The following is a 23,613-nucleotide window of genomic DNA, read 5'->3' on the forward strand; positions in this document are numbered from 1 at the left end:
CGTAGTCCCTAACGAAAGGGCTCATTAAGCTTAACAGATGTAGACTCCTTCAATTGGAGGAGGATGATCCATGACTGCTGCGATGAACGCGCGACACGATGACGACCATCAGCCGGATGTGGCGGAGACCCCGCGGCATCAGGAGAACGATGCAGCCACCTTGCGCGGCATCGTCCAGCGGTTGGCCGAAGAGGCCTCGACGCTCGGCATCGATCTCGTCGATATCGCCGGAGCGATCCAGGACGTCGCCGGCATTTCCAAACGCCATGCGGTGACCTTCGACGGTGTTACCCGAACAGCGCTGTCGATCGCCGAAACCAATCGCGATGTCGCCGTCACACTGCGCGAGACCGACCAGACCGCCGGCGAGGCACGCCGCATGCTGACGGATTCGGCCACCCGGCTCACCGGCGCGGTCGGAAAGATCGACCACATGGTCGAGACATCGGAAGAAATCGGCACCGAGATCGGCAGCTTTTCGCTGTCGCTATCCGAAGTCGACAAGGTCGCGGAAGAGATCGGCACCATCGCCCGCCAGACCAATCTGCTTGCACTGAATGCTGCGATCGAAGCCGCCCGTGCGGGTGAGGCCGGCAAGGGCTTTGCCGTGGTCGCAACAGAAGTCCGCGCGCTCGCACTGCAGACGTCGCAGGCGACCGGCGCCATCCAGGAAACCCTGAACCAGATCCGCCAGAAGATCGTCCGCCTGACCGATGCCGGCCGGGGTGCCACCGCCAGCGCCCGCGACGTGCGCGAGACCTCCCAGGCGATGAACGCTTCCTTCTCGGCCATGGAACAGGTCATCACTCGCATTCTCGACGGCTCTTCCGCCATGGCCCAGACGACCGATCAGGTCGATCGCCAGTGCTCGGAATTCGTCGCGACCCTCAGCGACATGTCCGCCGAAGTCCGCCAGTCCGACCATCACCTGCAGCAGACCGCCGGCCGTGTCGACAAGGTGGTGGCTCTCTCGGAAACGCTGATCCAGCTGACCGCGAGTGCCGGCATCCGCACTGCCGACAGCGACTGGATCGACACCGCCGTCGATGTCGCCGCCCGAATTTCGCACGCCTTCCAGCAGGCCGTCGACAGCGGCCGGATCCGTTCGAGCGACCTCTTTGACCGGAATTATCGTCCGATCCCGGGAACTGATCCTGTGCAGATGATGACCGGTTTCACAGAATTCACCGACCAGGTTCTGCCCGGGATCATCGAGCCGATCGCCGCCTCGTCGGACCGTATCGGCTTCTGTGCCGCCGTCGACGAAAACGGCTATCTGCCGACCCACAACAAGAAGTTCTCCGCACCGCAGCGCCCGGGCGACACGGTCTGGAACACCGCCAACTGTCGCAACCGCCGCATCTTCAACGACCGCGTCGGCCTCTCCGCTGGCCGCTCGACGGCCCCCTTCCTCGTCCAGACCTACCGCCGCGACATGGGCGGCGGCAATTTCGTCTTGATGAAGGACATCTCCGCCCCGATCTTCGTCGGCGGAAGGCATTGGGGTGGGTTGAGGCTGGCGGTGAAGGTGTAAAGCGTCGCTTGACGCCTTCTGTGACGCGCCGCATGTCACCTTTTGCGCAATTCTGATAAGTTGCCTACATTCCTGGGTTGTGCGATGTTGCGCTCGCTAGACTGTGGGAGCTTGGCGATGTCGCGGAGTGATGAAGAGCGCAGAAGACTCGACGCGCTCTATGGACCCGCTCTTCCTGCCGGTGGAAACGGTATCCAGCCCCACGAGATGTCCGTCTCTCCGCGAAGCCGCCAGAAGCTCGACCAGAGATCTGCTGTAGGCCTCGCGGACTATCTTGCGCAGCTATTAGATCTGAGCCTCAGCAACCTTTTCCCCGAAATCTTCCATTTGCTTTGGATTGTCGATGAAGACGGTGACCTATGGTTTTCCGTTCAGGAGGTCATCGATGGAAGCGCCGCCACCATTGGCATCCTTCCAAAGGCAGTCCAAGCCCGTCCGCTCAACTTGCAGAAGCTGGGACACCCGACACTGATCGGCGATCAGCGCAAGCTCGGCCGCATTGGCGGAGAGCTTGTCTTCGATCCGAATGATCCAGAGGGCAGCGGTCGGAGCTTCTGTCTCACTAACGCTTCCGGACGATATGGTTTGCGACCCGGCCAGCGTATGGAGCATCTTCAGGCTGTCGCTGGTAAATTCGCAGAGAATGGCCTACATTTCTGGTTAGACTTCCAGACACCTCGACACTGACAGGGTAGTTATGGTTGACATCCCGAACATGCGTCCTTCCATTCTCCGGAAGCTGCATGAGAACCTAGCCGAGCCGGACTACGCCGAGGAATTCCTTGCGAGTCTAGCAAGTTATCTGGCAAGTGCCGCCCCCGATGGTGGCGTGGATTCTGATCGCCTCAACGTCGTCGGTCTACAGCTCAGCAATGCGAAGGTCTGGGATTATCTCAAGCCCGCGGATGTCATGAAGCGCGCAGGCCATATCTCTTCAGAAGTGCTTCTCACCTTCACATCGGGCATGCCGGATGCTGTCGCCCGATCTTTTCTTGAAACGCGTGTGCGCGACGCGGCCGAGTAGATGGCGAACCACGGCTGCGACGTCAGCGCCTTTAACGCTCCGTCCAACCCTCGACGCCGCCCACGCAATCCCCTAAACCTAGCCCATGCGCATCCGCTCCGACATCTTCGTCTCCGCACTCACCCGCCGCGTCTTCTCCGACGGGGGCTATGCTGCGGTCGTTGCCAAGGGTTCGGAGGCCTCGGGCGCCATCTTCGTGCGCCAGCGCTTCCGCGATGGTCTGGAGACGCTGTATGGCCCAGCCCCTCAGGCCATGATCCTCGACGAGACACGCGACGACCGGACCTTCGAGCCGCGCCTCATGCGTGCCGAGCCCGAGGCCGTGGAGGCTCTGATCGTCCGGGAGCACAAGTTCGACAGCGATCTCTGGCTGGTCGAGATCGAGGTGGAGGATCTCGGGACATACCTGAGGCTGGCGGATACGAAAGATTGAGCGGCCAACAAGATGGCATCTCACCCTCCCCTTGAGGGGGAGGGTCGGCGCAAAGCGCCGGGGTGGGGTGACAACCGGCGACGGCGGCTGCGAAAAAACCACACACAAGCAGGCACGCCTACCGCTTACTGCCTTTGCCTATTGCCTACACTGGGCTTCTACCGCTTGCGCGCCCGGAGAACCTGCCGCCCATGCTCGTCGCCCACTGGCTGGCGCTTGGCCGCAACCTGGTTGGCCGCAGCAAGCGGGGTGACGACCGCGGCAGTCTCACGCCCGCCGGCATCACGCGCGTCGATCGTCTGCTCCTCGCCGGCAAAGGTATAGCGGTCGGCACGGATCCAGCTGTCGATCCGGGCTTCGGCCTGGTCCGGGTCCATGCCCAACAGGAGGTTCTCCGCCCGGCTCGCACCGTTCTCGCGACGCGCGAGATGCGGGTAAATGTGCTCGAGGATGAAAATCGCGTCGCGATCCTCCATGGCAACGCCGGCAAGCGTCGTTGCGAGCTGCCGCCCGGAAATGTCGAGCAGGATGCGCTCGGCAAGCCAGCGGCTCGAGGTCAGCATGTCGGCGAGCGTCGTTGCAAAGAAGCCGCCGTCATTCGTGCGGGCAAAGCGGACGAGCAGCGCGGTCTGCACCTGTGTCGCCTGGCGTCGGCCAAGCCGGTCACTGCGGGGCGGTCGCTGCTGATAGGCCATGCGTTTGATCGTCTGGCGCAGCGCTTCTTCGCGGCTCTCTGCTGCAGGCTCGGCCGCAGCGTTTGATGCGGCGCCCGGCAGGTCGCGCATCTCAAGATCTGTCATCACCATGTCGAAGCTCGAAGCCGGCGCCTTGGCCGCCTGCAGAGGCTGCATTTCCGGCGCCTGCTCATCGGCCTTCACCTTGTCCTGTCGCGGCGGAAGTGCATGGCGCAGCGACACCAGCGCGTCGATGACCGTCGGCGACAGCCGCTCGCGCTTGACGATGGCGCGGGCATGGTCGGCGCCTTGCGTGCGCGCGATCATGATCAGCATGTCGTCGGAGAGTGCCGGAGAGGAGGCAAGAAAGGGCGCGGCGATCGAAATCGGCTGAGAGGCGATGAAGGCGGCAATCGAGAGCGGCAGATTAGGGCTCTGCGAGAGCGCTGCGACCGCTTCCCGACGCGCTTCGGCAGAGGACCCGGCAAACAGCGGCTGGAACAGCTCGGCAAATTGTCGGAGTTCCGACTTGCCGGGGAAGGAGAGCGCCTGGAAACTCGTGACCGTGGCCATCAGAACGACATCCTTGTTCCGCGCGCCGGCCGGCCTTTCAAGCTCCCTGAACTGTTCGCTCACGACTACCCACTCCAACGCAATACAGATGTGTGCGAGATTAGAACGAATTTGTTAGCAAGCTGTTAACTAACCTATGGCTTCTTGTGGACAGGCGGATGGTCACGTCAGACGATTCGTCGCATGTTTCCGATATTAGGCATATGCGTACCCCGTTTCGTGGGGTGAACCGCGACAGGGGGAACGCGTCGGAGAAAGGCGCAGATGACCCTGGTTTGTGTGAGACTTTCCGCAGCATGAACCGGATTGTGCCGGCCCTCGTAAAAGGAGGGCAGGGCGAGATGATGCTCTCGACCCTCTCGATCTTTCTTCTCGAAAGGAGACGAGCATGGCGGATATCATCAGGATTTCGGACCGGCTGAACCCCTCGCGCCGTTCGACAGTGACGCGTGAGCACAAGGCGGAGATCCTTTTCTTCACCGGAATCCGCTATGAGCGGCTCGATCCTAACGCCATCTGGCCGCGGGTGGAATTGCCGACTTTGCCGGCCCTGCCGTCGCCAAAGGGACCTGTTTTCGGACCCGATCGCCGGCCGTTCTGATCCTGCCCGGAAAGCCAGACTTTGCGCGACACAAGCGGATCGCTAGGTTCCGTCGTCGTCAAACTTGCGCCGATGAACTCCCCCGAGGCGATCAGTCCCCGGGACCGTGCGCCGCGATCCGTCCGGCTGCGAGACGCGCCTTGCGCCGCGAAGACATGATCTCACATCTGTGTGAGAAAAATTGCGGGGCGCACAAGCTTTACGGCTTTTAAATTGCTTGTACAGCATAAGGTAAAACACAAAGGTGCGGTGCTCTCGCATCACTCAACGTCCGCACCCTCGTGTCCGGTGCGCCTTGCGGAGACAGATCGAAATCATCATGTTGATGAAGATTGCCAAAGATCGCGTTCGCAAGGGAATGTTCATCGAAAGCGTCGCCTGTCCCTCACAGGAATTCCCCAGACGCCGCTTCGTATTGAAAACCGATCGGGACATCACGGCGATCCTCGCCTCTTCGGCAACCGAGGTGCAAATCAATCTCAGCCTCGGTGTGGATCTGGACGGACGCAAACCCGCAGCCCTCCCTGCACCGCCGAAATCCGCCACAGGCGATCGCGCCCGGAAACTAGCCGTGCGCGGGACTGTCCTACAACAGGCAAAAGTGCTGCGCTCCAGTCTCTGCGATATCGTGTCCGGCCGCTCCCTCGACATGTCCGAGCTGTCACGCGCTGCCGATGACAATGGCGAACTCTGGTCAGACAGCACCGCAATCGCGCTGGAAGTAACCAGGCTCAAGAGCAAGGACGTGACCACCTACGTCCATTCGCTTGCCGTCAGCGGCTTGATGACGCTTCTGGCGCGCTCGCTGCAGATGGACGATGAAGAGGTGCGCATCTTGGGTGTCGCCGGCATGATGCACGATATCGGCAAGCTGCTGATCCCGAACGAAATCCTCAACAAGCCCGGCAATCTGACGGACCGCGAGCGCGTCGTCATCCGCAGCCACCCGGAGGCGGGCTACCAGCTGCTCAAGACCCATCCAGAGATACCGCAAGTGGTGCTCGACATCTGTCGCCTGCATCACGAGGTTCTCGATGGATCGGGCTACCCGCTCGGTCTGAAGCAGAAGGACTTGACCCTGCCCGTACAACTGAGTGCGGTCTGCGATGTCTTTGAGGCCCTGACATCCGTGCGTCCCTACAAACGGGCCTGGACGACAGCGCAGGCGCTGGACTGGATGTTCGCCCGTCCGCATCATTTCGATCGCAAGATGGTCATCCGGCTGGGTAGCGTTCTGAGCGACGAGTAGATCGGCTGAGATCCGTTCAGCGCCCGATGAACGGCAGGCATTCCGCATCGGCGAGAAACGCTTTGGCATCGGCCTCATAGCTTGCCTGCGGCGCCAGCACCCTCAGCACCACATAACCTTCCATGCCCGGATGTTCGACCAGGATCGTTTCGGCGAGTGCTGCGATCGGTGTCTTTCTGAGTTGCGCCACCTGGACCGGGGTTGCGACCAGGACGTCGAGATCGCCGGCGACCGAAGTGCGGTCGTTCATCGAAAAGATTTCGTTGGCATCCCGGTCGTAGATTGCGACCGACCAGAAATCGACACCGCCGCCAAGGGCAATGAGGGATAGCGGCTGCCGGGTAATGTCGAAATGACAGACCGCGACCCGCAGATCGGGGTCGAGGTTCGACAGGCCCGCAGCATCGGGCGCAGCCGACAGCGGGTGAAAGACGAAGGGGGCGCCCTCGGCGGTCACGCGCGTATAGGCATCGCGCCCGGTGAAATGCGGCACGCCGAGAATGATGATGATGTGCAGGAGCACCGCACCGAAGAAACCGGTTAGGATGGCATAGAGAAGCTTGCTCATTGGCCACATCCGATCTGCTCGATGACCGGCATGGCAAGACCGGAGAGGCCCGTCGAGGCCGCTGCCGGCGTGTCGAGCAGCGTCAGCACCAACTGGAAGGATCCCGTATCGGGGATGGCGAGCCAGTTGCCGGATTTTGCCGTGCGCGAGATCGTGATGTCGAATGTCCCGTCACTGCGCCTGAGAACCGTCTGGGAATTCTTCGATGTCGGAAGGTCGGCCCCCGCATCCAGGGGATTGCCGGCGGGATCGGCGACATAAAGCGTCCACAGCCGCGCCGTGGGCGTGCGACCGCTCATCCGGTAGGAACAGGTGCCCGTCAGCGTCAACCCGTCCTTGTCGCGAGAGGCGGTGAACTGCAGCCCTTCGGCAGATCCATAAAGCAGCCGCCCGCCCTTGGCCCGGTGCGCCTTGGCATAAGGATCGGCGGACGCCGTCTGCGCGGCGGGAAACGCCCGCCATCCCGCCACCTCGATTGCCCCGAACCCGACCGAGGCATTCAGCATCGAAAGCGCCGACAGGATCCCGCCTCCGAAGGCGATGATCAGCGCAATGGCGACGATGAGGGGAACACGAAACACGGGCGGGTCGAGACCTTCGGCAATGCAGGCGCATTCGCGCCGGGCGGCAGTGCCCGAGGGGTATCACTGATTCGGGGGTGAGGGAAGTTTGAGGGGGGGGATGGCGCGGCACAGATTCGCCCGCAGGCCTTATCCCATGCTGATGATTGACTGCAGTTAGCTAAAGCGGTGTATAGTCAGAAAGTGTTCCTTATGGTTGCTTTGTGTGGAAGACTTCCTCTTTCCATTCGACTTTTTCATTGCGGCCACTCCGGTCTCTCTCCAGGGGCGGGCGGGCTCGGTTGCTCGATGGAAGGCTGCCGTGGCGCAAGCCGCGCAGGCGAGGATATCTGAGCGCGATTTACAGACCTATCTTGTGTCATCACCGCTCGCGATCACAATCTATTACTTTCCGACCGCGCCCATGGTCGGTGATATCGACAACATCATAAAGCCGATCATGGACGCACTTATTGGAGTGGCCTACATTGACGATCAAATGGTTGAGATGGTGACGGTGCAGAAATTTGAACCCGAGGTCGGTTGGGAAATCACCAGTCGAAGTGAGCAACTGGTTTTGGCTTTGGATCGCATAAACGCTTCGGAAGCCCCTACGCCCGTGGTATATGTGCACATCGCCGACGATTTGAGTTGGAGAAGGCGTTGATGGCCGTAAACCTGCAGACAACAGTTGATGCCGATGAATTTCCAATGGGTCGGCTGCGCGAGCGCTATCAAGAGCAGGGGTTTGACTTCATTCCAAATCCCCGTCGCGAGGAATTGCCTGATTTTTTTGGTGCCTACCGTCCAGACGCTATTGCCCTTAAACCCGGCCTGAATGTTGCAATCCAGTTCTTGCGGCCCAGAATGGCGAGCCTAGCTCTTTCATTGGATGAGATTAGGCGGTTGTTTATAGATCACCCGGATTGGCAACTTGTTGTCAGCCACGGCGAGGTAGATCCTCTGATGTCCGATGTCCTGCCTGCGGCATCTGAGGCATCGATCCGAATTCAACTGAAAGAGATGGAGGACCTGGGACGTACAGGGCAAAGTCGAGCCGCATTCGTAATGGGTTGGTCATTGCTGGAGGCCGTGTTGCACCGTCTGGATGACGAAGGAAATCGCCGTCCGCGCAAACCAGGAACTGTTCTTGAGTCATTGGCTCGGTTGGGATACCTCTCCCCCGAACTTGAGGTGCGGCTAAGGCCTTTAGTGCTTCTGCGCAACAGGATCGTCCATGGTGACATCAGCGCCGAACCTTCTGCAGATGACCTTCAAGCCATCTTCAGCGCAATCGATGAGGCACTGGCTTAGTCGTAAAGAATTGCTCTTTCCGTTCATCGGCCTTCCCAAAGGGCAACTTGCCTTCCTTCACCGCAACACCCCCGCAGCCAATGCCCGCTGTATCCCCCTGACATCCGTGCCCTTCTTCAGCGTCTTCGTCACCGGCGTGTCGGCGCCCGACACCCAGATCTTCAGCTCGCTGTCGAGGTCGAAGGTGCCGGCGGTTTCGACGGAAAAGCGGGTGATCGCACGGTAGGGGACGGACATGTAATCGACCTTCGAGCCGGTAATGCCCTGCACGTCGATCAGGATCAGCCGCTTGTCGGTGAAGACGAAGACGTCGCGGATGACGCGGAAAGCGAGCGAAACCTGCTCGCCGTCGATCAATACGCCATCCAGCCGCTTGGCGAGATCGGAAGGATCGACGCTCGATCCGTGGCCCAGCAATCCGTCGAACAGTCCCATCGTGATCCTCCTGCGGTGTTCTAATGGGAGATGGGGAGGGTGCCGCAGAGCGTCAAGCGCTGCCTCCGCCTTTCGTGCGACTACCCAACCCGTTCGTAAAACGCCTCCAGCGTCGCCACCTCCACGCCAAGTTTGGTCAGCGAGGCATGCACGCTCATGTGGCGTTCGTCATGCAGGATGAACCAGTCGTCGAAACCGAACCGGGTCTTAGAACCATCGGCATCCGGCACGTCGCGGGCATATTGCCAGCGGAAGGCGCAGCCGGCTTGTTCGCCCGCTGCCGTGCCGTCGATCAGCGTTTCGCGGCCCTCATAGCGGTTTTCGCCACGCTTCAGGATCGTCCAGTTGAGCGTGTCGGAATGACCGTCGTCGAAGAAATAGTCTTCCGTCAGCGACAGCACATTGGCGCTTGCGTCGAAGCGTCCGCGGGCGTCGATCGTGAACCGGTTCTGGAAGCCGCCGAGGCGACCGATGGTCATTCCATAGCCGCGCAGCGTGCCGGAGAAAAACTCCTCCAGAATGAATCTGGGCTCTCTGTCTGCAAAATCCTCGAGTTTCAAGGCGTCTCTCCTGGTTTGCCGATTGGTCCGGTGAAACACGGGGGAGGCGGCTCCGGTTCCCTTGGGGTCCAAAGACGCGCTTTGGCCCCTTACGCTTTTGCCTCCGCCGCGCTATCTGGTCGTCAGACAACCCATTCTCGAGGAGGATCACCATGGGCAAGCGGATCGTATTCACCGGCGGCAGCGGCAAGGCGGGGCGCCATGTCGTGCCTTATCTCTTGGATAAGGGACACAAGGTGCTGAATGTCGACCGCGCCGTGCTCGACGTTCCAGGCGTGCACACCCTGTTGACCGACGTCACCGATGCCGGCGAGGTCTTCAACGCGCTCTCCTGCCATTTCGGCTATGAGGGCTATGAAGAAGCGGGCGGCCCCAAGCCTGCAGATGCGGTTGTGCATTTCGCAGCCGTTCCCCGCATCCTGATGCATCCTGACAACAAGACCTTCGCGGAAAACACCGTCTCGACCTACAACGTCATCGAGTCTGCCGCAAAGCTCGGCATCAAGAAGGTAATCATCGCCTCGTCCGAGACCACCTTTGGCGTCTGCTTTGCCGAAGGTGACAAGGATTACAAGGAGTTCCCGCTGACCGAAGAGTATGACGTCGATCCGATGGACTCTTACGGCCTCTCCAAGGTCGTCAACGAAAAGACCGCCCGCGCCTTTGCCATGCGGTTCGGCATCGACGTTTACGCGCTGCGCATCGGCAACGTGATTTCGCCAGAGGACTATGCAAACTTCCCTGGCTATCTCGCCGATCCGCCATGCCGCAAGCGCAATGCCTGGGCCTATATCGATGCCCGTGATCTCGGCCAGATCGTTGACCTCTGCGTGGCGAAGGATGGCCTCGGCTTTCAGGTTTTCAACGCCGTCAACGATACGATCACGGCGACGGTCCCGACCCGCGAATTCCTCGCCAAATGGGCGCCGAACACGCCGATCACGGGTGAGATTGACGGTTTCGATGCGCCGCTGTCGAACCGCAAGATCCGCGAACTCCTTGGGTTCAAGGAAGAGCACGACTGGCGCAAATACGTGAAGGTCTGAGACCGCGCATCAAATCTCGCTCACTCGAATGTCAGCCGCCCCGGTCGCCCGGGGTGGAACACCAGCCGATATCTGCCGTTCAACCCCTTGTAATTACAGCAAAGCACAAGGGAGACGGCTATGGCCCAGGCACGCAGAACGGAACTGAGACTGTTCGACGACAGCGAGAAGGAACTGGTGGAGGCCTCGCGCCACCCCTTGCTGGCCGAGCGCGGCGACGAGGAACTGGCAACCCTGCGCAAGACCCTGCGCGAAAGACGGGATCGGGCTCGTGACATCGCCAGCCGCCAGCGCCGGGAAATGCGCGGCAAGGCGGCACCGTCAGGGGCAAAGCCTGCGTCCGACAATGCCGGCAGCCGCGAGAAGTTCGCCGCCCTCTCCGCTGCCCTGCAGCGTGTCAACGGCGAGATCGCCCGGCGCAAGCGCTTCTCATCCCGGAAAGAACTGAAGCGCAATGCCGAAAAGGCGCTCGAGATGCGCCGCGCCGCGAGCCGTCCCAACCGCCCGACCTCGCGCCGTGCCAAGAAGGGCATGCGCTCGGTGCCCAATGAGCGCGGTCCGGACCTCGTCAATCCGATGGAAGTCGGGCGGGTGTCTCAGTTCGTCAAGAATGGCCAGGCACGCCGCGACAGCCGCTGACACCAGGACCCGTTCCCCCGTCGGCGCGTACGGTGGGGGAACTCTCATTGCCTGCAAATTTTTACGGGTAAAATCCTAAATTGGTGGATGAAACGCGCGGGTTTTTCACATATGAGGAATATAGGAAAACCCTTCATTTCTAGGGTTTATTGACGACCCGAAGAACAGTCATGCACGAAAAGCGCATGGAAATCGCCAATTGCGCGCAGATCGAAGTGCGCGGCCAGAGCTTCGTCACCTTCGATGTGGCGATGCAGGGGCATGTGATCTCGACGATTGATGCGCCGTTGCTGTCAGGGCGGATCCTCTGGTCCCACGCGGCGATCCATGGCTATTGCGATTTCGATCCGCGCGAACGCACCGAACTGGAAGCCGAGCTCGGCCGCATCTTGCTTGGCGACAATGCCGCAGACAACGGCGAGCGGGACGAGCGCCCCGGCAGCCGGCACTGATCGTCAACCCGGCGCAAACCAGCGCGGCAGTTGCAGCGCCACACCGATCGCGACGCCAAGAGCAGCCACGGTTGCGATGACAAAGGCGAGGAGGAAGAGCCCCGTCGCCTTGGCATTGCCGATCCCCAGATCACGCCGGAACCAGCGGATCTCCGCCTGCCCATACCAGACGACCGCACCGACAAAGACGGCCGCCGCATAGGCATCGGCTTGCCCCCCAGGTATGGCCAGAAAATCAACCGAAAGACCGATCAGGAAGACGAAGGGAGCGGCCACATAACACTGGCTGAAGAAGGGCGGCCGCAGCGTCGACCGCTTCAGGATCAACCCTTTGTACCGGATCAGCGTCACGGCCATGACCATCGGAAACATCCCGAAGACAACCCCGCGCACGATGAGCAGGTTGGAGAAGGAATGGGTGAGCGCCAGCGCGTCCGCCGAGGTTGCCACGCTCGGAAACGCCGTCGACAGAGCCTGCGAAAGCAATAGCGTGATCAAGAGAAACAACGGCGGGCTGATCGTATCGTCATACTGGTCTTCCGGCCGGTCCTCCAGCTCGTCATCGGCATAACGCATCATGCTGAGCGGACGGATGAAGGCGCGCCAGAAGGTCATCGGATAGAAGACCAGCCAGGAGACGAGCTCGTAGAGCAGCTCCTCGAGCGATTTCAACAGCCTCATGAAATCCATGCATAATCCTTAAGTGCCCTGTCGCGACCGAACGCCCTTGGCTGGCCGCACGCGACGATGCCAGCCGCAAAGAGCTGGCGCAAGACCGGCGCGACAAACCCGCCGTACCCGGTCCACCTGCAGCCCAGGCTCGAAGCTTGCGTTGCTAACCCCATTTCCACGCCCGCCCGCGATCAAGCCCTCATCCTGAGGCGGGAGCGTAGCGACCCTCGAAGGACGAGGGCGGGGGCAAAGCTGAGGCCTCGATCCCTCGGGGGCCCTCACCTTGCGAGGGAGCCTCAGGGTGAGGGGTGAGATCGCCGCGAAGCGGCGGGTGGAGGTGATCACGTCTCAGGCATGCTCAAGCGCCCACCCACCCCGGAACTTTGCTCCAGCGCTTCCCCGCAAGGGCAGGGTCCGCCCTTGAGAATCGCCCCACCACCTGCCAGTGTCGCGCGGTTCGAAACCTGCCGGAGACTGAATGCTCGCCCTTTTCCGCAAGACGCCGATCCTCGGCGCGCTTCTCGCCCAGGTCGTCGCCCTGCCGGTGGTGGCGGTCGTCACCGCGCCGCTATCGACCTCGGTCGAGCGCCTGCCGCTGATCATGATCGCGCTTGTCCTGCAGGGAGCGCTTGCGGCACTGATCTGTGCACTTCTGCGCCTTCCGCGCTGGTGGCTGTTGATCGCCTTCCTCTTTCCGCTCGCCATGGGCTCGGTCATGCTGCTCGGCAATCTGCCCGCCTGGCCCTTCGGCATCGCCTTCCTCATCCTGGCGCTCGTGTTTTCCAACACCACCCGCGGCCGCGTGCCGCTCTATCTCACCAACCCCGAAACGGCTTCGGTCTTGAAGGACATGATGCGCGATCGCAAGGCCGCGCGCATGCTCGACCTTGGCTGCGGCCTCGGCGGCGTTGTCCGCGCGCTCGACGGCGAGGGCAGGCGGGCGCGGGGCGTGGAGAATGCCCCCGCCGTCTATCTGGCAGCTCGCCTCATGTCGCTCATCTCGGGCAAGGGCGAGATCCGCCGCGGCGATCTCTGGAAGACGGATGTCGCGCAGGAAGACTTGGTCTACGCCTTCCTCTCGCCCGCCCCAATGGCCGCCCTCTGGCAGAAACTGTCGAGCGAAATGAAGCCCGGTAGCCTCTTCGTCTCCAACAGCTTTGCCGTGCCGGATGTCGATCCCGACGAGATCTGGGAGCTGTCGGACGCTCGCAAGACACGGCTCTTCCTCTATCCGATCGGCAAGGCGGAGGAGGGATGAGCTGAGCTCTTCTCCCCGAAGGCGGGGAGAAGCGGACCAAAGGCCGGATGAGGGGGCAGGGGACGCCAAGCTCGGCCTAATGCAGCACCGTTCGCGCCTCAGGTCTGAGGCCTCCGGCACCGCAGCGAGGATCAACTTGCCCCGAAGCCGGCCGCCTCCAGCATGGCGCGAAGCTCTGTGTCGCTGGCCTGTTCCAGGGTCAGCAGGCCGAGATAGGCATCGCCCTCCTGGCCCAGCGCCGACCAGAAGGCCGGTTCGGTCTTCAGGCCCTGTCGTCGCAGCGCCAGAATGGCGCGTTTGAACCCGTCACCGCCGAGCCCCAGCAAGCGCCGTTCCATCTCGAAATGGCGCCAGCCGAACTGCTCGGCCACAGGCAGGGGGCTGGCGAAGATTTCGAAATCCCACCCGCATGCCCGAAACGTCGCAATCACCGGCCGATCCTTCGACACCCACTGCCAGATGCGAAAGCCGCTCATCGCGCCATAGAACCGCTGCACATCGGCAACAAAGGCCTCCGCATCCGGCGCACAGCAGAGAATGTCGATATCGCTGGTCAGGGTGTCGACCCCGAGCGGCGGGGTGCCCGCGATATGCGGATCATAGGCCGCAAGCGCCTCCAGGATGCCGATTTGATCCACGGCAGTCTGATAGTCGGTCCGCGACACTGGCTCGCCCCGTGAGATGATTGGGTTGCGTACCTAACGCCCGAGGGGGAGCGCATCAAGGGGGGGTGGAGCGGGGAGATTGTAGCGATGCGCCGGGAGCGGTCATGAGTGGGGTGAAGCTAGGCCGCAATTCTAATTGAAGTTGCCGCCCCGCGAAGTGGCACCTATCCTCGGCAGTATGTGGACAGAATTCCTACTCACGACCATTTTGGCCATAGGGCTGTTAGTCCCGGAATTGCGACGACTTGCCAGCACTTACGGGTCCATTTTTGCTGTCGCGGCAGGAGGTGCGGCGGTGGTGGCCGTTGCTGTCTGGCTGCTCGTATTACTCTCAGTCGGTTCGCAACTCACAGGCGCATTCAAAACCTTTGATTTCTGGCACCTTCTCGCTACTTTCGTTCTTCCTCTATCCACGTTTCTGTACGCACGCCGCCGCTTCTCGGTTACTCCGAGCCTACTGCCGGCTGGGCTTGTGTTCGCGTTCGTGAGCTTTGTGTTTCTTAACATCGCAATCGGATTGGCTTACTCATCTTGAGTCGCAGCTAGTATTTGCCAAACACTTAGTGACCTGATGACCGCTTCGGGCCGGTTGCCGCCATGACACTGAAGCGCCAATAGCGGTCATACGCTACAGAGCATTCAACTTCAGGAATGTGTACCAGCAAGACCTGTTGACTTGGGCCTCGACTTCGATCTGCCCCAGTGGCTTAGCCTCGCTGGCGGCGTCTCCTTGACCACTTCGATATTGAGCTTTGTCTCTAGGTCGGCCTTGAATTTCGCTGTGTTGCGTGCGCCCCAGATACCAAAAAAGCACATCCCAGTTTCATCGTTCTTGTATATAGCCGCACCACCGAACGCATCCGAAAGTCCGCCTTCGCCAGTAAGGCCGCCGGAGCCGTAGACTGAAACGACTGCCTCCATTGGTGCTACAGCCACAACAGTGTCAGGCGACCGGGAGAATTCGTCGCTTCGGAACTGATAAACACGGATTATAGCTTTGGACATGATCGGACTATACTTGCGGCAACCGAGGCAGCAAGGTCGCTCTGGGCCGGTTGCCGCCACGGCGCGATAGCGCCATTTGCGGTCATGGCTGTCTTGTTATGAAGTCAATGGCCGGTCGTCGCCGGATACGCTCGCCTCAGCGCTCTTGATGACCGATCCGGGTCCCAAAATCCTGCCCAGAACATTGCCGCTCAGCACAAGATTTCCCTCGTTGTGAATGTTGCGGCCCACCTCACCGGATACAACTGCATTCGCGCCCGCTTCAATCTTGAGCCCGCCTGACAGCCCGCCCGAAGCTATAAGGTTTCCACCCGGTTTGACATGAGTAAGGCCAGTGACATGACGACTGACTATGGTCACGTCCGTTACGATCAGATCGCCAATATGCTGGTCCATTAAAATGGCTCCTTCATATGTTTGAGTTTGTACGCCATGAGATAGTAGCAAGCCAGCGTCTTCACGCAACCCTAGGCGGTCTCTATGGAGGCCGATTCTATGACCGGTTTGGGTCGTCCTCAGCCATGCCCGGCACGCGCCAACACCGCGCCTTGGCTCCGAATACCTGATTTTTCGCCGTCAGAAGTGGATCCCGCTCTTAACGGCATCAAAAGCTTTCTCCGCTATCGCAAAGTCTATGATTTCCAACGGTTTCTTTAAGGTCTTAGTGATATGTGTGCTTCTGGTAGTCGTGGCAAAATGGGGTGCCGACACCGCCTACGCGAGCGATTCCGCCGGCATTCGCCCATCCTGCTGGGCTGAAGCCACGCTTTCGGACGATCCCGTTGCGGTGGCGCGCGATGAACAAAGATGGTCCTGCTCCGCTGCGGGCCAGGATTTCTCGATCGCTGCCGAGCGCGTGCTGCTTCGCTTCGATATCAAACCCGATCAGACACCGCTGCGATATCTACTCTCGAGGCGAAGCGCGCTCGAAGCCGTGCATCTGCTGGCGATCGACAAGGATGGTGGAATTCGCCAGACGTCCTATCCTTCCGCCTCCTTGCGCAGCTCGATGGCTGGTGGCTACTTCAATGCAGCTCTGCCTGATGTCACCGAGATGACCCGGCACGTCGTCGCGGTCGTTGATCTGCCCTCCCACCAGATGACATTGGAGCAAGCCTATCTTTCACCTGCGGACGCAGGCGCTGGCCGTGACGATCTGCGGTTTCTGCTGTTGATGGCCGGGCTCGCTGGCATGCTCGTCATGCCCCTCATTTTCAATGCAGCATTCTACCGAGCCCTCCGGCAACCCTTCGTTCTCTGGCACTCGGCGCTGACATTGTCGCTGCTGATGACGCTTGTCGTCACATCAGGTCTGGCGGTCGTGTTCTTCGATCCCCCGGCCATGACGCTAAGCTGGATGACGACGCTGATCTTCGGTCTGACGATCGCTTCAGGCGCGATGTTCACCTACAGCTTTATCGAGCAAGGAATGCTGCATCCGCTCCTGCGGCGCATCCTTCCCTATTGTGCCGCATGGGCGATCTTCCTCAGTGTCTTCCACGCGAGCTTCCCCTTCGTGGCCCGTCCGGTGCAATCGACCGTCTACACGGCAGCATTTACCCCGGTTCTTGCCGTCTTTCTCTTCTCGATGATCGATTCATTGCGCCGCGGAAGCCGCGCCGCAAGGTTCCAGGCCATTGGCTACGCGCCGTTGATACTGGTCGGACTGATACGATTGGTAACGGGCATAACACCCGGGCTCCCCAGCCAGGATGCCATGCTGCTGTTCTATTTCGGCTGCATGTTTGAGGTCCTGCTCACCACGCTTGGCGTGGCGGATCGCTTTGTGCTCATCAGGCGAGAGCGAGATCGTGCGCTGAACGAGGCGGACCTGCTCGAGCGTCTGGCGGAAACCGATCCATTGACGGGTTTGCTCAACAGACGCGCGATCGAGCGCCACTTCGAGCAGCTACGCGCCGAGCGCTTTACAGCACTCGCCGTCATCGACGTCGATCATTTCAAGGCGATCAACGATGGCTACGGGCATGGCGTGGGCGACGAGGTGCTGAAGGCCGTCGCCGCCGCACTCAAGGCCGGGCCGGACGTCCGCGCTTATCGCCTGGGTGGCGAAGAGTTCCTTCTGGTGCTGCGCGGGCATGACGTCGATGGAGAGGCCGAGCTTCGCCGCCAGGCGATCCCGACCACCGTCGCCAGCGCCGTTCCTGCACTTGCCCGGGCCGTGACTGCGAGCATGGGCATCACCCTGATCTCCGGCGATGAAGGCTTTCCCGCTTTGTATGAACGGGCCGACAAGCTGCTTTACGAAGCCAAGAGGGCCGGACGCAACAGAACCCGCGGCGGCAACAGGGGAGAGGCAGTCGGCGAAAGCCCCGCACTCACGCTCACGCCACCACCCGTGCCTCGTCCTCATCGAGGCTGACGCGCCAGGTGTTGCGGCCGTCGGCCTTGGCGGCGTAGAGCGCGCGGTCGGCCATGTCGAGCAGGCGCTCGAAGTCGCCCTCGGACTGGATCGTCCCCGAGACCGCGCCGACGCTGATCGTCACATAGGTGTTCCGGTCGCCGGTAAAACCATGGGCGATGCCGAGCTGGCGCACGGCGCGGCGCAGGCTCTCGGCCAGCGTCGGTGCCATGTTTCTGTCGGCGTTGGAGAAGATGGCGAGGAATTCCTCGCCGCCATGGCGGGCGAGATGCGCCTCCATCGGCAGGGCCCGGCGCATGGCGCGGGCCACCCGCTTCAGACATTCATCGCCGGCGCCATGGCCATAGGCGTCGTTATAGGCCTTGAAGTGATCGACATCGGCAACCAGCAGCACCACGCGCCGCGCCTCGTCCGACACGTCCGTCGCAAGCCGCATCAGCTCCATCTCGGTGCCGCGGCGGTTGGCAAGCCTGGTCAGCGGGTCGGTGACGGAGAGCCGGGCGAGATCCTTGTTCTGCCGCGACAACTCCCGCTTCAGCGCTTCGTTTTCCTGCATCTGCAGATGGCTGGTGAGCGCCTCCACCTCGAGCTGATAGGAGACCAGCAGCGTCATCAGCACCGTCGGCATGTAGACCGCCAGATGCTGGATGACATAGGAGGGGCTCGCCCCCTCCAGGAACCAGATGACGGAATAGTTGAGGCAGAAGGTGAAGATGCTGGCGCGCAGCGCCGGACGGAACGGCGAAGCGGCGGCAATCGTGATGGCCATCTGGAAGGTCGCGGCCGCATAGAAATAAGTGAGCACGCCCGGGCTCGAACTGGAGACGAGGATCGCGCACCAGCAGACATTGGCGAGAAGTGCCACCAGGATCGCAGCGATCTCCTTCTTCTCGATCGGATGATTGCCCGCAATGTAGACGAGAAGGCCAATCGCGATCGGCAGCATCACGCCAAAGCGCAGAACCGCCGACAGCATGGTGACATCGCCGAGCAACCACAGATCGAAGAGAAAGCAGGCGAGATAGAAGATGAGAACGCAGACAACGGCCGCCTTCAGCATCCGGCTGCGCAAAGCTGCGCGATCTTCGAGGAATGCCGCATACTGCTCCACCGTCAATCGGGGCCTAGCGGGAAGTCCGAGCCATCTCATCATGGATGTCCAATCACCGATTGAAATATATGAACCGTCGAAACAGCGGAAATGTATGTTTGGCCCCCTTAATTTGGGGTGAAGGCGATGTGCCAATACGAGAAATCATGGATGAACACAAGCGGTATGGTTAACCGTTGGTGAACGCCGAAAGACCTGGAACGCCTAGGGAGTTGCAACCTGTTTCAATTCAGGATGGTAGGCGAGGGCAGGCGGAGACCTGTGCCTCTATGAGACGGAAAGGCGGTCGTGAGCCGCCACATCGCCGTCGCGATTCGCAGCCGCCATGCTTGAGACGAAGTAAACTTGTGATTGTCTTAACGGCTGGTCGAGCCGGTCGTTTCGGGCTCTATCGCAGCCTGTGCCGTACCCGCCGGTGCCGAAAGCGCGTCGGCGGATTTCAGGCGTGTTGCGAGCTCCCGGATCAGGCGGGTCGATTGCGATGACAGCGAGCGAGGACGCACCATCGGCGGCAGAGCATCCGGATTGGCGGCATCCGCCACCTGGGGCTTGGCTTCCTTCTCCGGCATCGGCTGGTCAACGCCGGGGATCGGCTTGATGTCGATGCCCTGATGGGCATAGTCCATCAGCTTCTTGAAGGTCATGGCCGGCAGCGAGCCGCCCGTCATATTGTTGGTCGAGGTGTAGTCGTCGTTTCCGAACCAGACGGCGGCGGTGTAATTGCCGGTATAACCGACGAACCACGCATCGCGGTAAGCCTGGGTCGTGCCGGTCTTGCCGGCCGTCAGGATCCCGTCGACGGCGGCGCGTCGGGCCGTACCGATATAGGGGATCTTGGTCATCATCTGGTTCATCGAGCGGGCGGCCTGTTCGGACAGGATGCGCTCGGGCGCGGGCGCGTCGCGCTCGAAATCGTAAAGCACCTCGCCGGCGTAATTGACGATCTGCGCAATGCCGTGACGGCGCGAAGCATAACCGTCGGCCGGCAGTACGGCATAGGCCGTCGCCTGGTCCATGACGGTGACTTCCGACGTGCCGAGTGGGATCGTCACATCCTTCTTGATCGGCGTCTCCACGCCCATCGCCTTGGTGGTCTGGATGATCGCGTCGATGCCGAATTTTTCCTTGGCGAGCCGGACCGGGATCGTGTTGATCGATTTCGCCAGCGCCGTTTCCATGGTCACCCGGCCGGCAAAGCTGCGACCGTAGTTCTGCGGGCTCCAGTTGCCCCAGGCGACCGGCGCATCGACCACCACCGTATCCGGCGTATAGCCGTTCTCCATGGCCAGCGCGTAAGTATACATCTTGAACGAGGAGCCCGGCTGGCGCAGCGCTCGCGTCGCGCGGTTGAACTGGCTCTCGCCATAGTCGCGTCCGCCGACCATGGCGCGCACCGCCCCGCCGTTCTCGACCATCACCAGAGCGCCCTGCTTGACGTTGTAGCTCTCGCCATACTCGCGCAGCGACGACGCGACTGCCTCGTCGGCTGCCTGCTGCAGCCCGAGATCGATCGTCGTGCGCACGACCAGCGTATGATCCTTGAAGCGGGCCGCGATCCGCTGCACCTCCTCGAAGGCCCAGTCGAGGAAGAAGTCGGGCGCTTCCTTTTCGTCGCGGTCGATGACGGAGGCCGGATTGCGCCTCGCTGCCACGACCTGGCCCTCGGTCATCAGTCCGCTCTGCACCATGTTGGTCAAAACATCGTTGGCGCGCGCACGCGCCGCTGGCAGGTTGACATGCGGCGCATATTTCGCCGGCGCCTTGAACAGGCCGGCCAGCATCGCCGCTTCCGCAAGTGTCACTTCGGTGATGTTCTTGCCGAAATAGAATTGCGAGGCGGCTGCCGCTCCGAAGGTGCCGCCGCCCATATATGCGCGGTCCAGATAGAGCGACAGGATTTCCGTCTTCGACAGGTTCGCCTCGAGCCAGAGCGCCAGATAGGCTTCCTTGATCTTGCGCTCGATCGACCGCTCATTGGTCAGGAACAGGTTCTTTGCCAGCTGCTGCGTCAGCGTCGAGCCGCCCTGGACCACTTCGCCGGCCTTGGCGTTTTCCGACATGGCGCGCGCAAGACCGATGAAGTCGATGCCGAAGTGATCGAAGAAGCGCCGGTCTTCCGTCGCCAGAACCGCCTTGACCAGATGGTCCGGCAATTCGTCGACCGGCACGGAATTTTCATGGATGATGCCGCGATGGCCGATTGTGTTGCCGTAGCGATCGAGGAAGGTGACGGCGAAATTGTCGTGGTTGCGCCAGTCTTTCTTGGTTTCCTCGAAGGCAGGCTGCGCAAGCGCGAGCAAGAGCACCATGCCGGCGGTGCCAAGCGTCATGGCTTCGCCGGCGATCTCGAAGCCGAGCTTCTTGAGGCCCCGCACACGGAAGCGGCGGAAGAAGATGGTGATTTCTTCCCAGGCCTCGGCGAGGTCATAGCCGGCATTCCACAGCGTCGAGTCGAGCCAGCTGTCGATCTTGAGAAAGATGTGGCGCTTCAGCTTCCGTGGTTTTTCGCTGCTTGTCGCGGCGGCGCCAGACGCTGGCCGATCGCCGCCATCGGCGCCGCCGAGGCGTTCCGCAGGCTGAAGATCGTCAGGCTTGTCGTTGTCGGCCACCGTGGCATTTTCCCGAAAACTTGTTGTCGGCTCCCTTGACGCGCCCGCCGATTGGGATCAGGACCCGAAGAGACTAAGTGCGGGTCGTCATTATGTGAGTGATGGTCGATTTGCCGAAAAAGAACAAGCGGTTTCGCTGGCCATGGTGAACCCGGCGCGGAACCGGACCCGCTTTTGGTGGCAGGCGTTGCACCCCGGCCACCGACTGGCACAGGATGGCGGCCCGCGCCGCAGCGAGTTGCCCCGCAGCCTGATGCCGCAGCAAGACCGAAAGATCACAGTCAGTTGAACGAGACGATGACCGAACAGCCCTTCTGGAAGACCAAGACGCTCGCCGAAATGAGCAACGCGGAATGGGAAAGCCTCTGCGATGGCTGTGGCCTCTGTTGTCTCAACAAGCTCGAGGATTGGGACACCGGCGAGGTGGTCTTCACCTCGGTTGCCTGCAAGCTGCTCGACGGCGACAGCTGTCGCTGCTCCGATTACGAGAACCGCCAGGAAACCGTGCCTGACTGCATCCAGCTGACACTCAAGGGCCTGCGCGAAATCCAGTGGCTGCCACCGACCTGCGGTTACCGCCTGATCGACGAGGGCCTCGACCTCTACTGGTGGCACCCGCTGGTCTCTGGCAGTTCGGAAACCGTGCACCAGGCCGGGATTTCCGCCCGCGGCCGGACGATCTCGGAGGAGGGGCTCGATGTCGAGGATCTCGAGGATTACGTGGTCGACTGGCCGATGCGAGTTGGCGCGGAGCGGGATTGAGGGGCTCGCGAGGCGGGGGGCCAGGCTTTATCATGCTGATGACGGAGACCATGGTCATGCTGGCTACTTCGCGGCCCGAAGACCTCCAAGCCTTTTAGCTCCACAATTCCGCGCGCATCCAGGCGTTCGGCAGCAGTAGCCGCCCGGCGAGATCGTCCTCGCCGCCATCAAGCCTCAGCCATTGCCAAGCCGCCATCCATTCGGCAAGCAGTGGATAAGGCGGCTTCACCCGGCTTGCCGGCCTGAAACCGGAAAGGCCGTAATAGGCGGGGTCCCCGAGCACCAGCACCTCAGTCACACCCTTGGCCTTGAGGCGGCTCAGACCGTCGGCGATCAAGGCCTTGCCGATCCCCTGGCGCTGGTGATCGGGATGAACGGCGAGCGGCCCGAGAAGGGCGACGGTCTCGGACCGGTTTTCGAGCTTTCCGTGGGTGAAAAGAACGTGCCCGATCAGCCTGTCGTCGAGATGGGCCGAGAGCGAGAGGACGGCCGGATCGGCGAGCAGGGCCTCGACCAGCGGCACAAGATCCTCCTGCGGAAAGGCGGCGGCATAGAGGGTGGGGATGGATGCCCTGTCCGCAGGCAGCGTTTCGCCCAGGGTGAAGCTCTGCGTCATGGGCTTTTCTCCGGTGAATGGTTCATGCCTCGGTCCTCAGACGCGTCGCGACAAGCCCATGGACTGACAAGGCGGATGGTGGTCTACGCACCTCCCCCTCAAGCGCAGGGTGGCTTAAGCTTCGATCGACCGGCTCGCCCTCAGGCCGCTTCGCCAATCTGAAGGTCGATGGAGAGGCCCGCCGCGACCGCCATGGTCACCAGCCCGTCGAGGGCAAAGAGGTCGATCTTGCCACGCTTCAGGTCCGAAATCCTCGGTTGGGTAACGCCCAGCTGGCGAGCGGCCTCGGCCTGTGTCCACCCCTTGGTGAGGATATGGCGTTCCAAAGCCATCATCAGCTTGGCCCGAAGCTTCATGTTCTGGGCTTCCGCAGGGCTGTCCTCGATGGCATCCCAAACGCTGGCGTAGCTTTCCTTGGTCATGCCTTGAGATCCTTCATCAATTGATCATATCGCTTCGAAGCGAGTTCGAGATCCAGTTTTGCTGTTTTCTGGCTCTTCTTCTGGAAGCAGTGCAGCACGTAGACAGCGTTGCCCAACTTCGCGACGTGAAGGACCCTGAATGCACCGCCGGTGTCCTTGATCCTGATTTCCTGCACACCGGCACCAACACTCGACATCGGCTTCCAGTCGCTTGGCTCGAAACCATGCTGTACCCTGTCGAGTTGATATCCCGCGTCGCGTTTTGCCCCCACGGGAAACCGCCTCAGGTCATTCAGCGCGCTGCCAATAAAGTACAGAGACTTCATGGCACAGAAGTATACAATATTTTGTATGGTCGGCAATCCTGCTTAGCAAAAGGCGAGATTCTTGTTGTGCCCCCTTGACCCTCCCATGATGGGAAGGTCCATCTATGGTGGCGGAGGTGACCGCT

General features: G+C 61.2%; 28 protein-coding genes. 15 read left to right on the forward strand and 13 right to left on the reverse strand.

Annotation, left to right across the window (positions count from 1 at the left end; all coding sequences use genetic code 11):
• The first annotated feature begins 70 nt into the window (after positions 1–70).
• The 4 genes from BW978_RS11345 to BW978_RS11360 all read left to right on the forward strand — a co-directional run bounded on the left by BW978_RS11345 (position 71) and on the right by BW978_RS11360 (position 2,991).
• Positions 71–1,534, forward strand: a complete 1,464-nt coding sequence (locus tag BW978_RS11345) for a methyl-accepting chemotaxis protein (RefSeq protein ID WP_139330477.1) — start codon at positions 71–73, stop codon at positions 1,532–1,534.
• Between the two features lie 111 nt (positions 1,535–1,645).
• Entirely contained in the window at positions 1,646–2,221 is a 576-nt protein-coding gene (locus BW978_RS11350; protein ID WP_139330479.1) for a hypothetical protein, read from the forward strand.
• 10 nt (positions 2,222–2,231) lie between these two features.
• On the forward strand, positions 2,232–2,558 hold the full coding sequence (locus BW978_RS11355; protein WP_076395196.1) for a hypothetical protein: 327 nt from the start codon (positions 2,232–2,234) through the stop codon (positions 2,556–2,558).
• Between the two features lie 85 nt (positions 2,559–2,643).
• Positions 2,644–2,991: a DUF1491 family protein gene (locus tag BW978_RS11360; RefSeq protein WP_076395198.1), complete on the forward strand. Its 348-nt coding sequence runs from the start codon at positions 2,644–2,646 to the stop codon at positions 2,989–2,991.
• A 158-nt stretch (positions 2,992–3,149) separates the two neighbouring features.
• On the opposite strand, the gene BW978_RS11365 is transcribed toward BW978_RS11360, so the two are convergent.
• Positions 3,150–4,238 (reverse strand): DUF2336 domain-containing protein, encoded by a 1,089-nt coding sequence (locus BW978_RS11365; protein ID WP_076395200.1) that lies wholly within the window; start codon positions 4,236–4,238, stop codon positions 3,150–3,152.
• A gap of 388 nt (positions 4,239–4,626) precedes the next feature.
• On the opposite strand from BW978_RS11365, the gene BW978_RS11370 reads away from it, so the two are divergent.
• Together BW978_RS11370 and BW978_RS11375 are read left to right on the forward strand one after the other, a co-directional pair.
• Positions 4,627–4,839: a hypothetical protein gene (locus tag BW978_RS11370; RefSeq protein WP_076395202.1), complete on the forward strand. Its 213-nt coding sequence runs from the start codon at positions 4,627–4,629 to the stop codon at positions 4,837–4,839.
• 319 nt (positions 4,840–5,158) lie between these two features.
• Positions 5,159–6,088, forward strand: coding sequence for an HD-GYP domain-containing protein (locus tag BW978_RS11375; protein ID WP_076395204.1), 930 nt, complete (start codon positions 5,159–5,161; stop codon positions 6,086–6,088).
• Between the two features lie 16 nt (positions 6,089–6,104).
• On the opposite strand, the gene BW978_RS11380 is transcribed toward BW978_RS11375, so the two are convergent.
• Both BW978_RS11380 and BW978_RS11385 read right to left on the reverse strand, forming a co-directional pair.
• On the reverse strand, positions 6,105–6,656 hold the full coding sequence (locus tag BW978_RS11380) for a DUF1254 domain-containing protein (RefSeq protein ID WP_076395206.1): 552 nt from the start codon (positions 6,654–6,656) through the stop codon (positions 6,105–6,107).
• Positions 6,653–7,237 carry a DUF1214 domain-containing protein gene (locus tag BW978_RS11385; protein ID WP_076395208.1) on the reverse strand — a complete coding sequence of 195 codons (585 nt, stop codon included), beginning with the start codon at positions 7,235–7,237 and terminating at the stop codon, positions 6,653–6,655. Before BW978_RS11385 ends, BW978_RS11380 begins: the two co-directional genes overlap by 4 nt.
• A gap of 205 nt (positions 7,238–7,442) precedes the next feature.
• Here BW978_RS11385 and BW978_RS11390 point away from each other — a divergent pair, with 205 nt between their 5' ends.
• Both BW978_RS11390 and BW978_RS11395 read left to right on the forward strand, forming a co-directional pair.
• The gene (locus tag BW978_RS11390) at positions 7,443–7,883 is read left to right on the forward strand and encodes a RusA family crossover junction endodeoxyribonuclease (protein ID WP_076395210.1); all 441 of its coding nucleotides are present in this window, start codon (positions 7,443–7,445) and stop codon (positions 7,881–7,883) included.
• Positions 7,883–8,530, forward strand: coding sequence for a HepT-like ribonuclease domain-containing protein (locus tag BW978_RS11395; protein WP_076395212.1), 648 nt, complete (start codon positions 7,883–7,885; stop codon positions 8,528–8,530). The genes BW978_RS11390 and BW978_RS11395 overlap by 1 nt, the downstream gene beginning before the upstream one ends.
• Positions 8,531–8,587: 57 nt before the next feature.
• On the opposite strand, the gene BW978_RS11400 is transcribed toward BW978_RS11395, so the two are convergent.
• Positions 8,588–8,965: a PH domain-containing protein gene (locus BW978_RS11400; RefSeq protein ID WP_076395214.1), complete on the reverse strand. Its 378-nt coding sequence runs from the start codon at positions 8,963–8,965 to the stop codon at positions 8,588–8,590.
• A gap of 80 nt (positions 8,966–9,045) precedes the next feature.
• A complete protein-coding gene (locus BW978_RS11405; protein ID WP_076395217.1) occupies positions 9,046–9,525 on the reverse strand; it encodes a DUF3833 family protein in 480 nt (159 codons plus the stop codon).
• 152 nt (positions 9,526–9,677) lie between these two features.
• Here BW978_RS11405 and BW978_RS11410 point away from each other — a divergent pair, with 152 nt between their 5' ends.
• From BW978_RS11410 to BW978_RS11420, 3 genes are all read left to right on the forward strand, one after another.
• On the forward strand, positions 9,678–10,571 hold the full coding sequence (locus BW978_RS11410) for an NAD-dependent epimerase/dehydratase family protein (RefSeq protein ID WP_076395218.1): 894 nt from the start codon (positions 9,678–9,680) through the stop codon (positions 10,569–10,571).
• A 120-nt stretch (positions 10,572–10,691) separates the two neighbouring features.
• A complete protein-coding gene (locus BW978_RS11415) occupies positions 10,692–11,210 on the forward strand; it encodes a hypothetical protein (RefSeq protein ID WP_076395220.1) in 519 nt (172 codons plus the stop codon).
• 170 nt (positions 11,211–11,380) lie between these two features.
• Positions 11,381–11,662, forward strand: a complete 282-nt coding sequence (locus BW978_RS11420) for a hypothetical protein (protein WP_076395222.1) — start codon at positions 11,381–11,383, stop codon at positions 11,660–11,662.
• A gap of 3 nt (positions 11,663–11,665) precedes the next feature.
• On the opposite strand, the gene BW978_RS11425 is transcribed toward BW978_RS11420, so the two are convergent.
• A complete protein-coding gene (locus BW978_RS11425; protein ID WP_076395224.1) occupies positions 11,666–12,352 on the reverse strand; it encodes a permease in 687 nt (228 codons plus the stop codon).
• 460 nt (positions 12,353–12,812) lie between these two features.
• Between BW978_RS11425 and BW978_RS11430 the strand changes: the two genes are divergently transcribed.
• Positions 12,813–13,592 carry a class I SAM-dependent methyltransferase gene (locus tag BW978_RS11430; protein WP_076395226.1) on the forward strand — a complete coding sequence of 260 codons (780 nt, stop codon included), beginning with the start codon at positions 12,813–12,815 and terminating at the stop codon, positions 13,590–13,592.
• Positions 13,593–13,723: 131 nt separating this feature from the next.
• On the opposite strand, the gene BW978_RS11435 is transcribed toward BW978_RS11430, so the two are convergent.
• Both BW978_RS11435 and BW978_RS11445 read right to left on the reverse strand, forming a co-directional pair.
• Positions 13,724–14,257, reverse strand: coding sequence for a DUF4269 domain-containing protein (locus tag BW978_RS11435; RefSeq protein ID WP_076395227.1), 534 nt, complete (start codon positions 14,255–14,257; stop codon positions 13,724–13,726).
• Positions 14,258–15,358: 1,101 nt separating this feature from the next.
• Complete coding sequence (locus BW978_RS11445) at positions 15,359–15,658, reverse strand: hypothetical protein (protein WP_076395231.1); 300 nt, start codon at positions 15,656–15,658, stop codon at positions 15,359–15,361.
• Positions 15,659–15,935: 277 nt separating this feature from the next.
• Here BW978_RS11445 and BW978_RS11450 point away from each other — a divergent pair, with 277 nt between their 5' ends.
• Positions 15,936–17,642, forward strand: coding sequence for a sensor domain-containing diguanylate cyclase (locus BW978_RS11450; RefSeq protein WP_244551945.1), 1,707 nt, complete (start codon positions 15,936–15,938; stop codon positions 17,640–17,642).
• Here the strand turns inward: BW978_RS11450 and BW978_RS11455 are convergent.
• Positions 17,605–18,792 (reverse strand): GGDEF domain-containing protein, encoded by a 1,188-nt coding sequence (locus tag BW978_RS11455; RefSeq protein ID WP_244551946.1) that lies wholly within the window; start codon positions 18,790–18,792, stop codon positions 17,605–17,607. The two genes, BW978_RS11450 and BW978_RS11455, sit on opposite strands and share 38 nt — an antisense overlap.
• A gap of 317 nt (positions 18,793–19,109) precedes the next feature.
• Positions 19,110–21,245, reverse strand: a complete 2,136-nt coding sequence (locus BW978_RS11460) for a transglycosylase domain-containing protein (protein ID WP_244551967.1) — start codon at positions 21,243–21,245, stop codon at positions 19,110–19,112.
• A 106-nt stretch (positions 21,246–21,351) separates the two neighbouring features.
• On the opposite strand from BW978_RS11460, the gene BW978_RS23325 reads away from it, so the two are divergent.
• Both BW978_RS23325 and BW978_RS11465 read left to right on the forward strand, forming a co-directional pair.
• On the forward strand, positions 21,352–21,651 hold the full coding sequence (locus BW978_RS23325; RefSeq protein ID WP_175616875.1) for a hypothetical protein: 300 nt from the start codon (positions 21,352–21,354) through the stop codon (positions 21,649–21,651).
• 8 nt (positions 21,652–21,659) lie between these two features.
• On the forward strand, positions 21,660–22,124 hold the full coding sequence (locus BW978_RS11465; RefSeq protein ID WP_076396468.1) for a YcgN family cysteine cluster protein: 465 nt from the start codon (positions 21,660–21,662) through the stop codon (positions 22,122–22,124).
• Between the two features lie 94 nt (positions 22,125–22,218).
• On the opposite strand, the gene BW978_RS11470 is transcribed toward BW978_RS11465, so the two are convergent.
• From BW978_RS11470 to BW978_RS11480, 3 genes are all read right to left on the reverse strand, one after another.
• Positions 22,219–22,740 (reverse strand): GNAT family N-acetyltransferase, encoded by a 522-nt coding sequence (locus BW978_RS11470; protein ID WP_076395238.1) that lies wholly within the window; start codon positions 22,738–22,740, stop codon positions 22,219–22,221.
• A 140-nt stretch (positions 22,741–22,880) separates the two neighbouring features.
• A complete protein-coding gene (locus BW978_RS11475) occupies positions 22,881–23,162 on the reverse strand; it encodes a helix-turn-helix domain-containing protein (RefSeq protein ID WP_076395240.1) in 282 nt (93 codons plus the stop codon).
• Positions 23,159–23,488 carry a type II toxin-antitoxin system RelE/ParE family toxin gene (locus BW978_RS11480; RefSeq protein ID WP_076396470.1) on the reverse strand — a complete coding sequence of 110 codons (330 nt, stop codon included), beginning with the start codon at positions 23,486–23,488 and terminating at the stop codon, positions 23,159–23,161. Before BW978_RS11480 ends, BW978_RS11475 begins: the two co-directional genes overlap by 4 nt.
• Positions 23,489–23,613: the final 125 nt, after the last annotated feature.

The sequence above is a fragment of the Rhizobium sp. RU33A genome, from assembly GCF_900156055.1.
Classification (GTDB): Bacteria; Pseudomonadota; Alphaproteobacteria; order Rhizobiales; family Rhizobiaceae; genus Allorhizobium.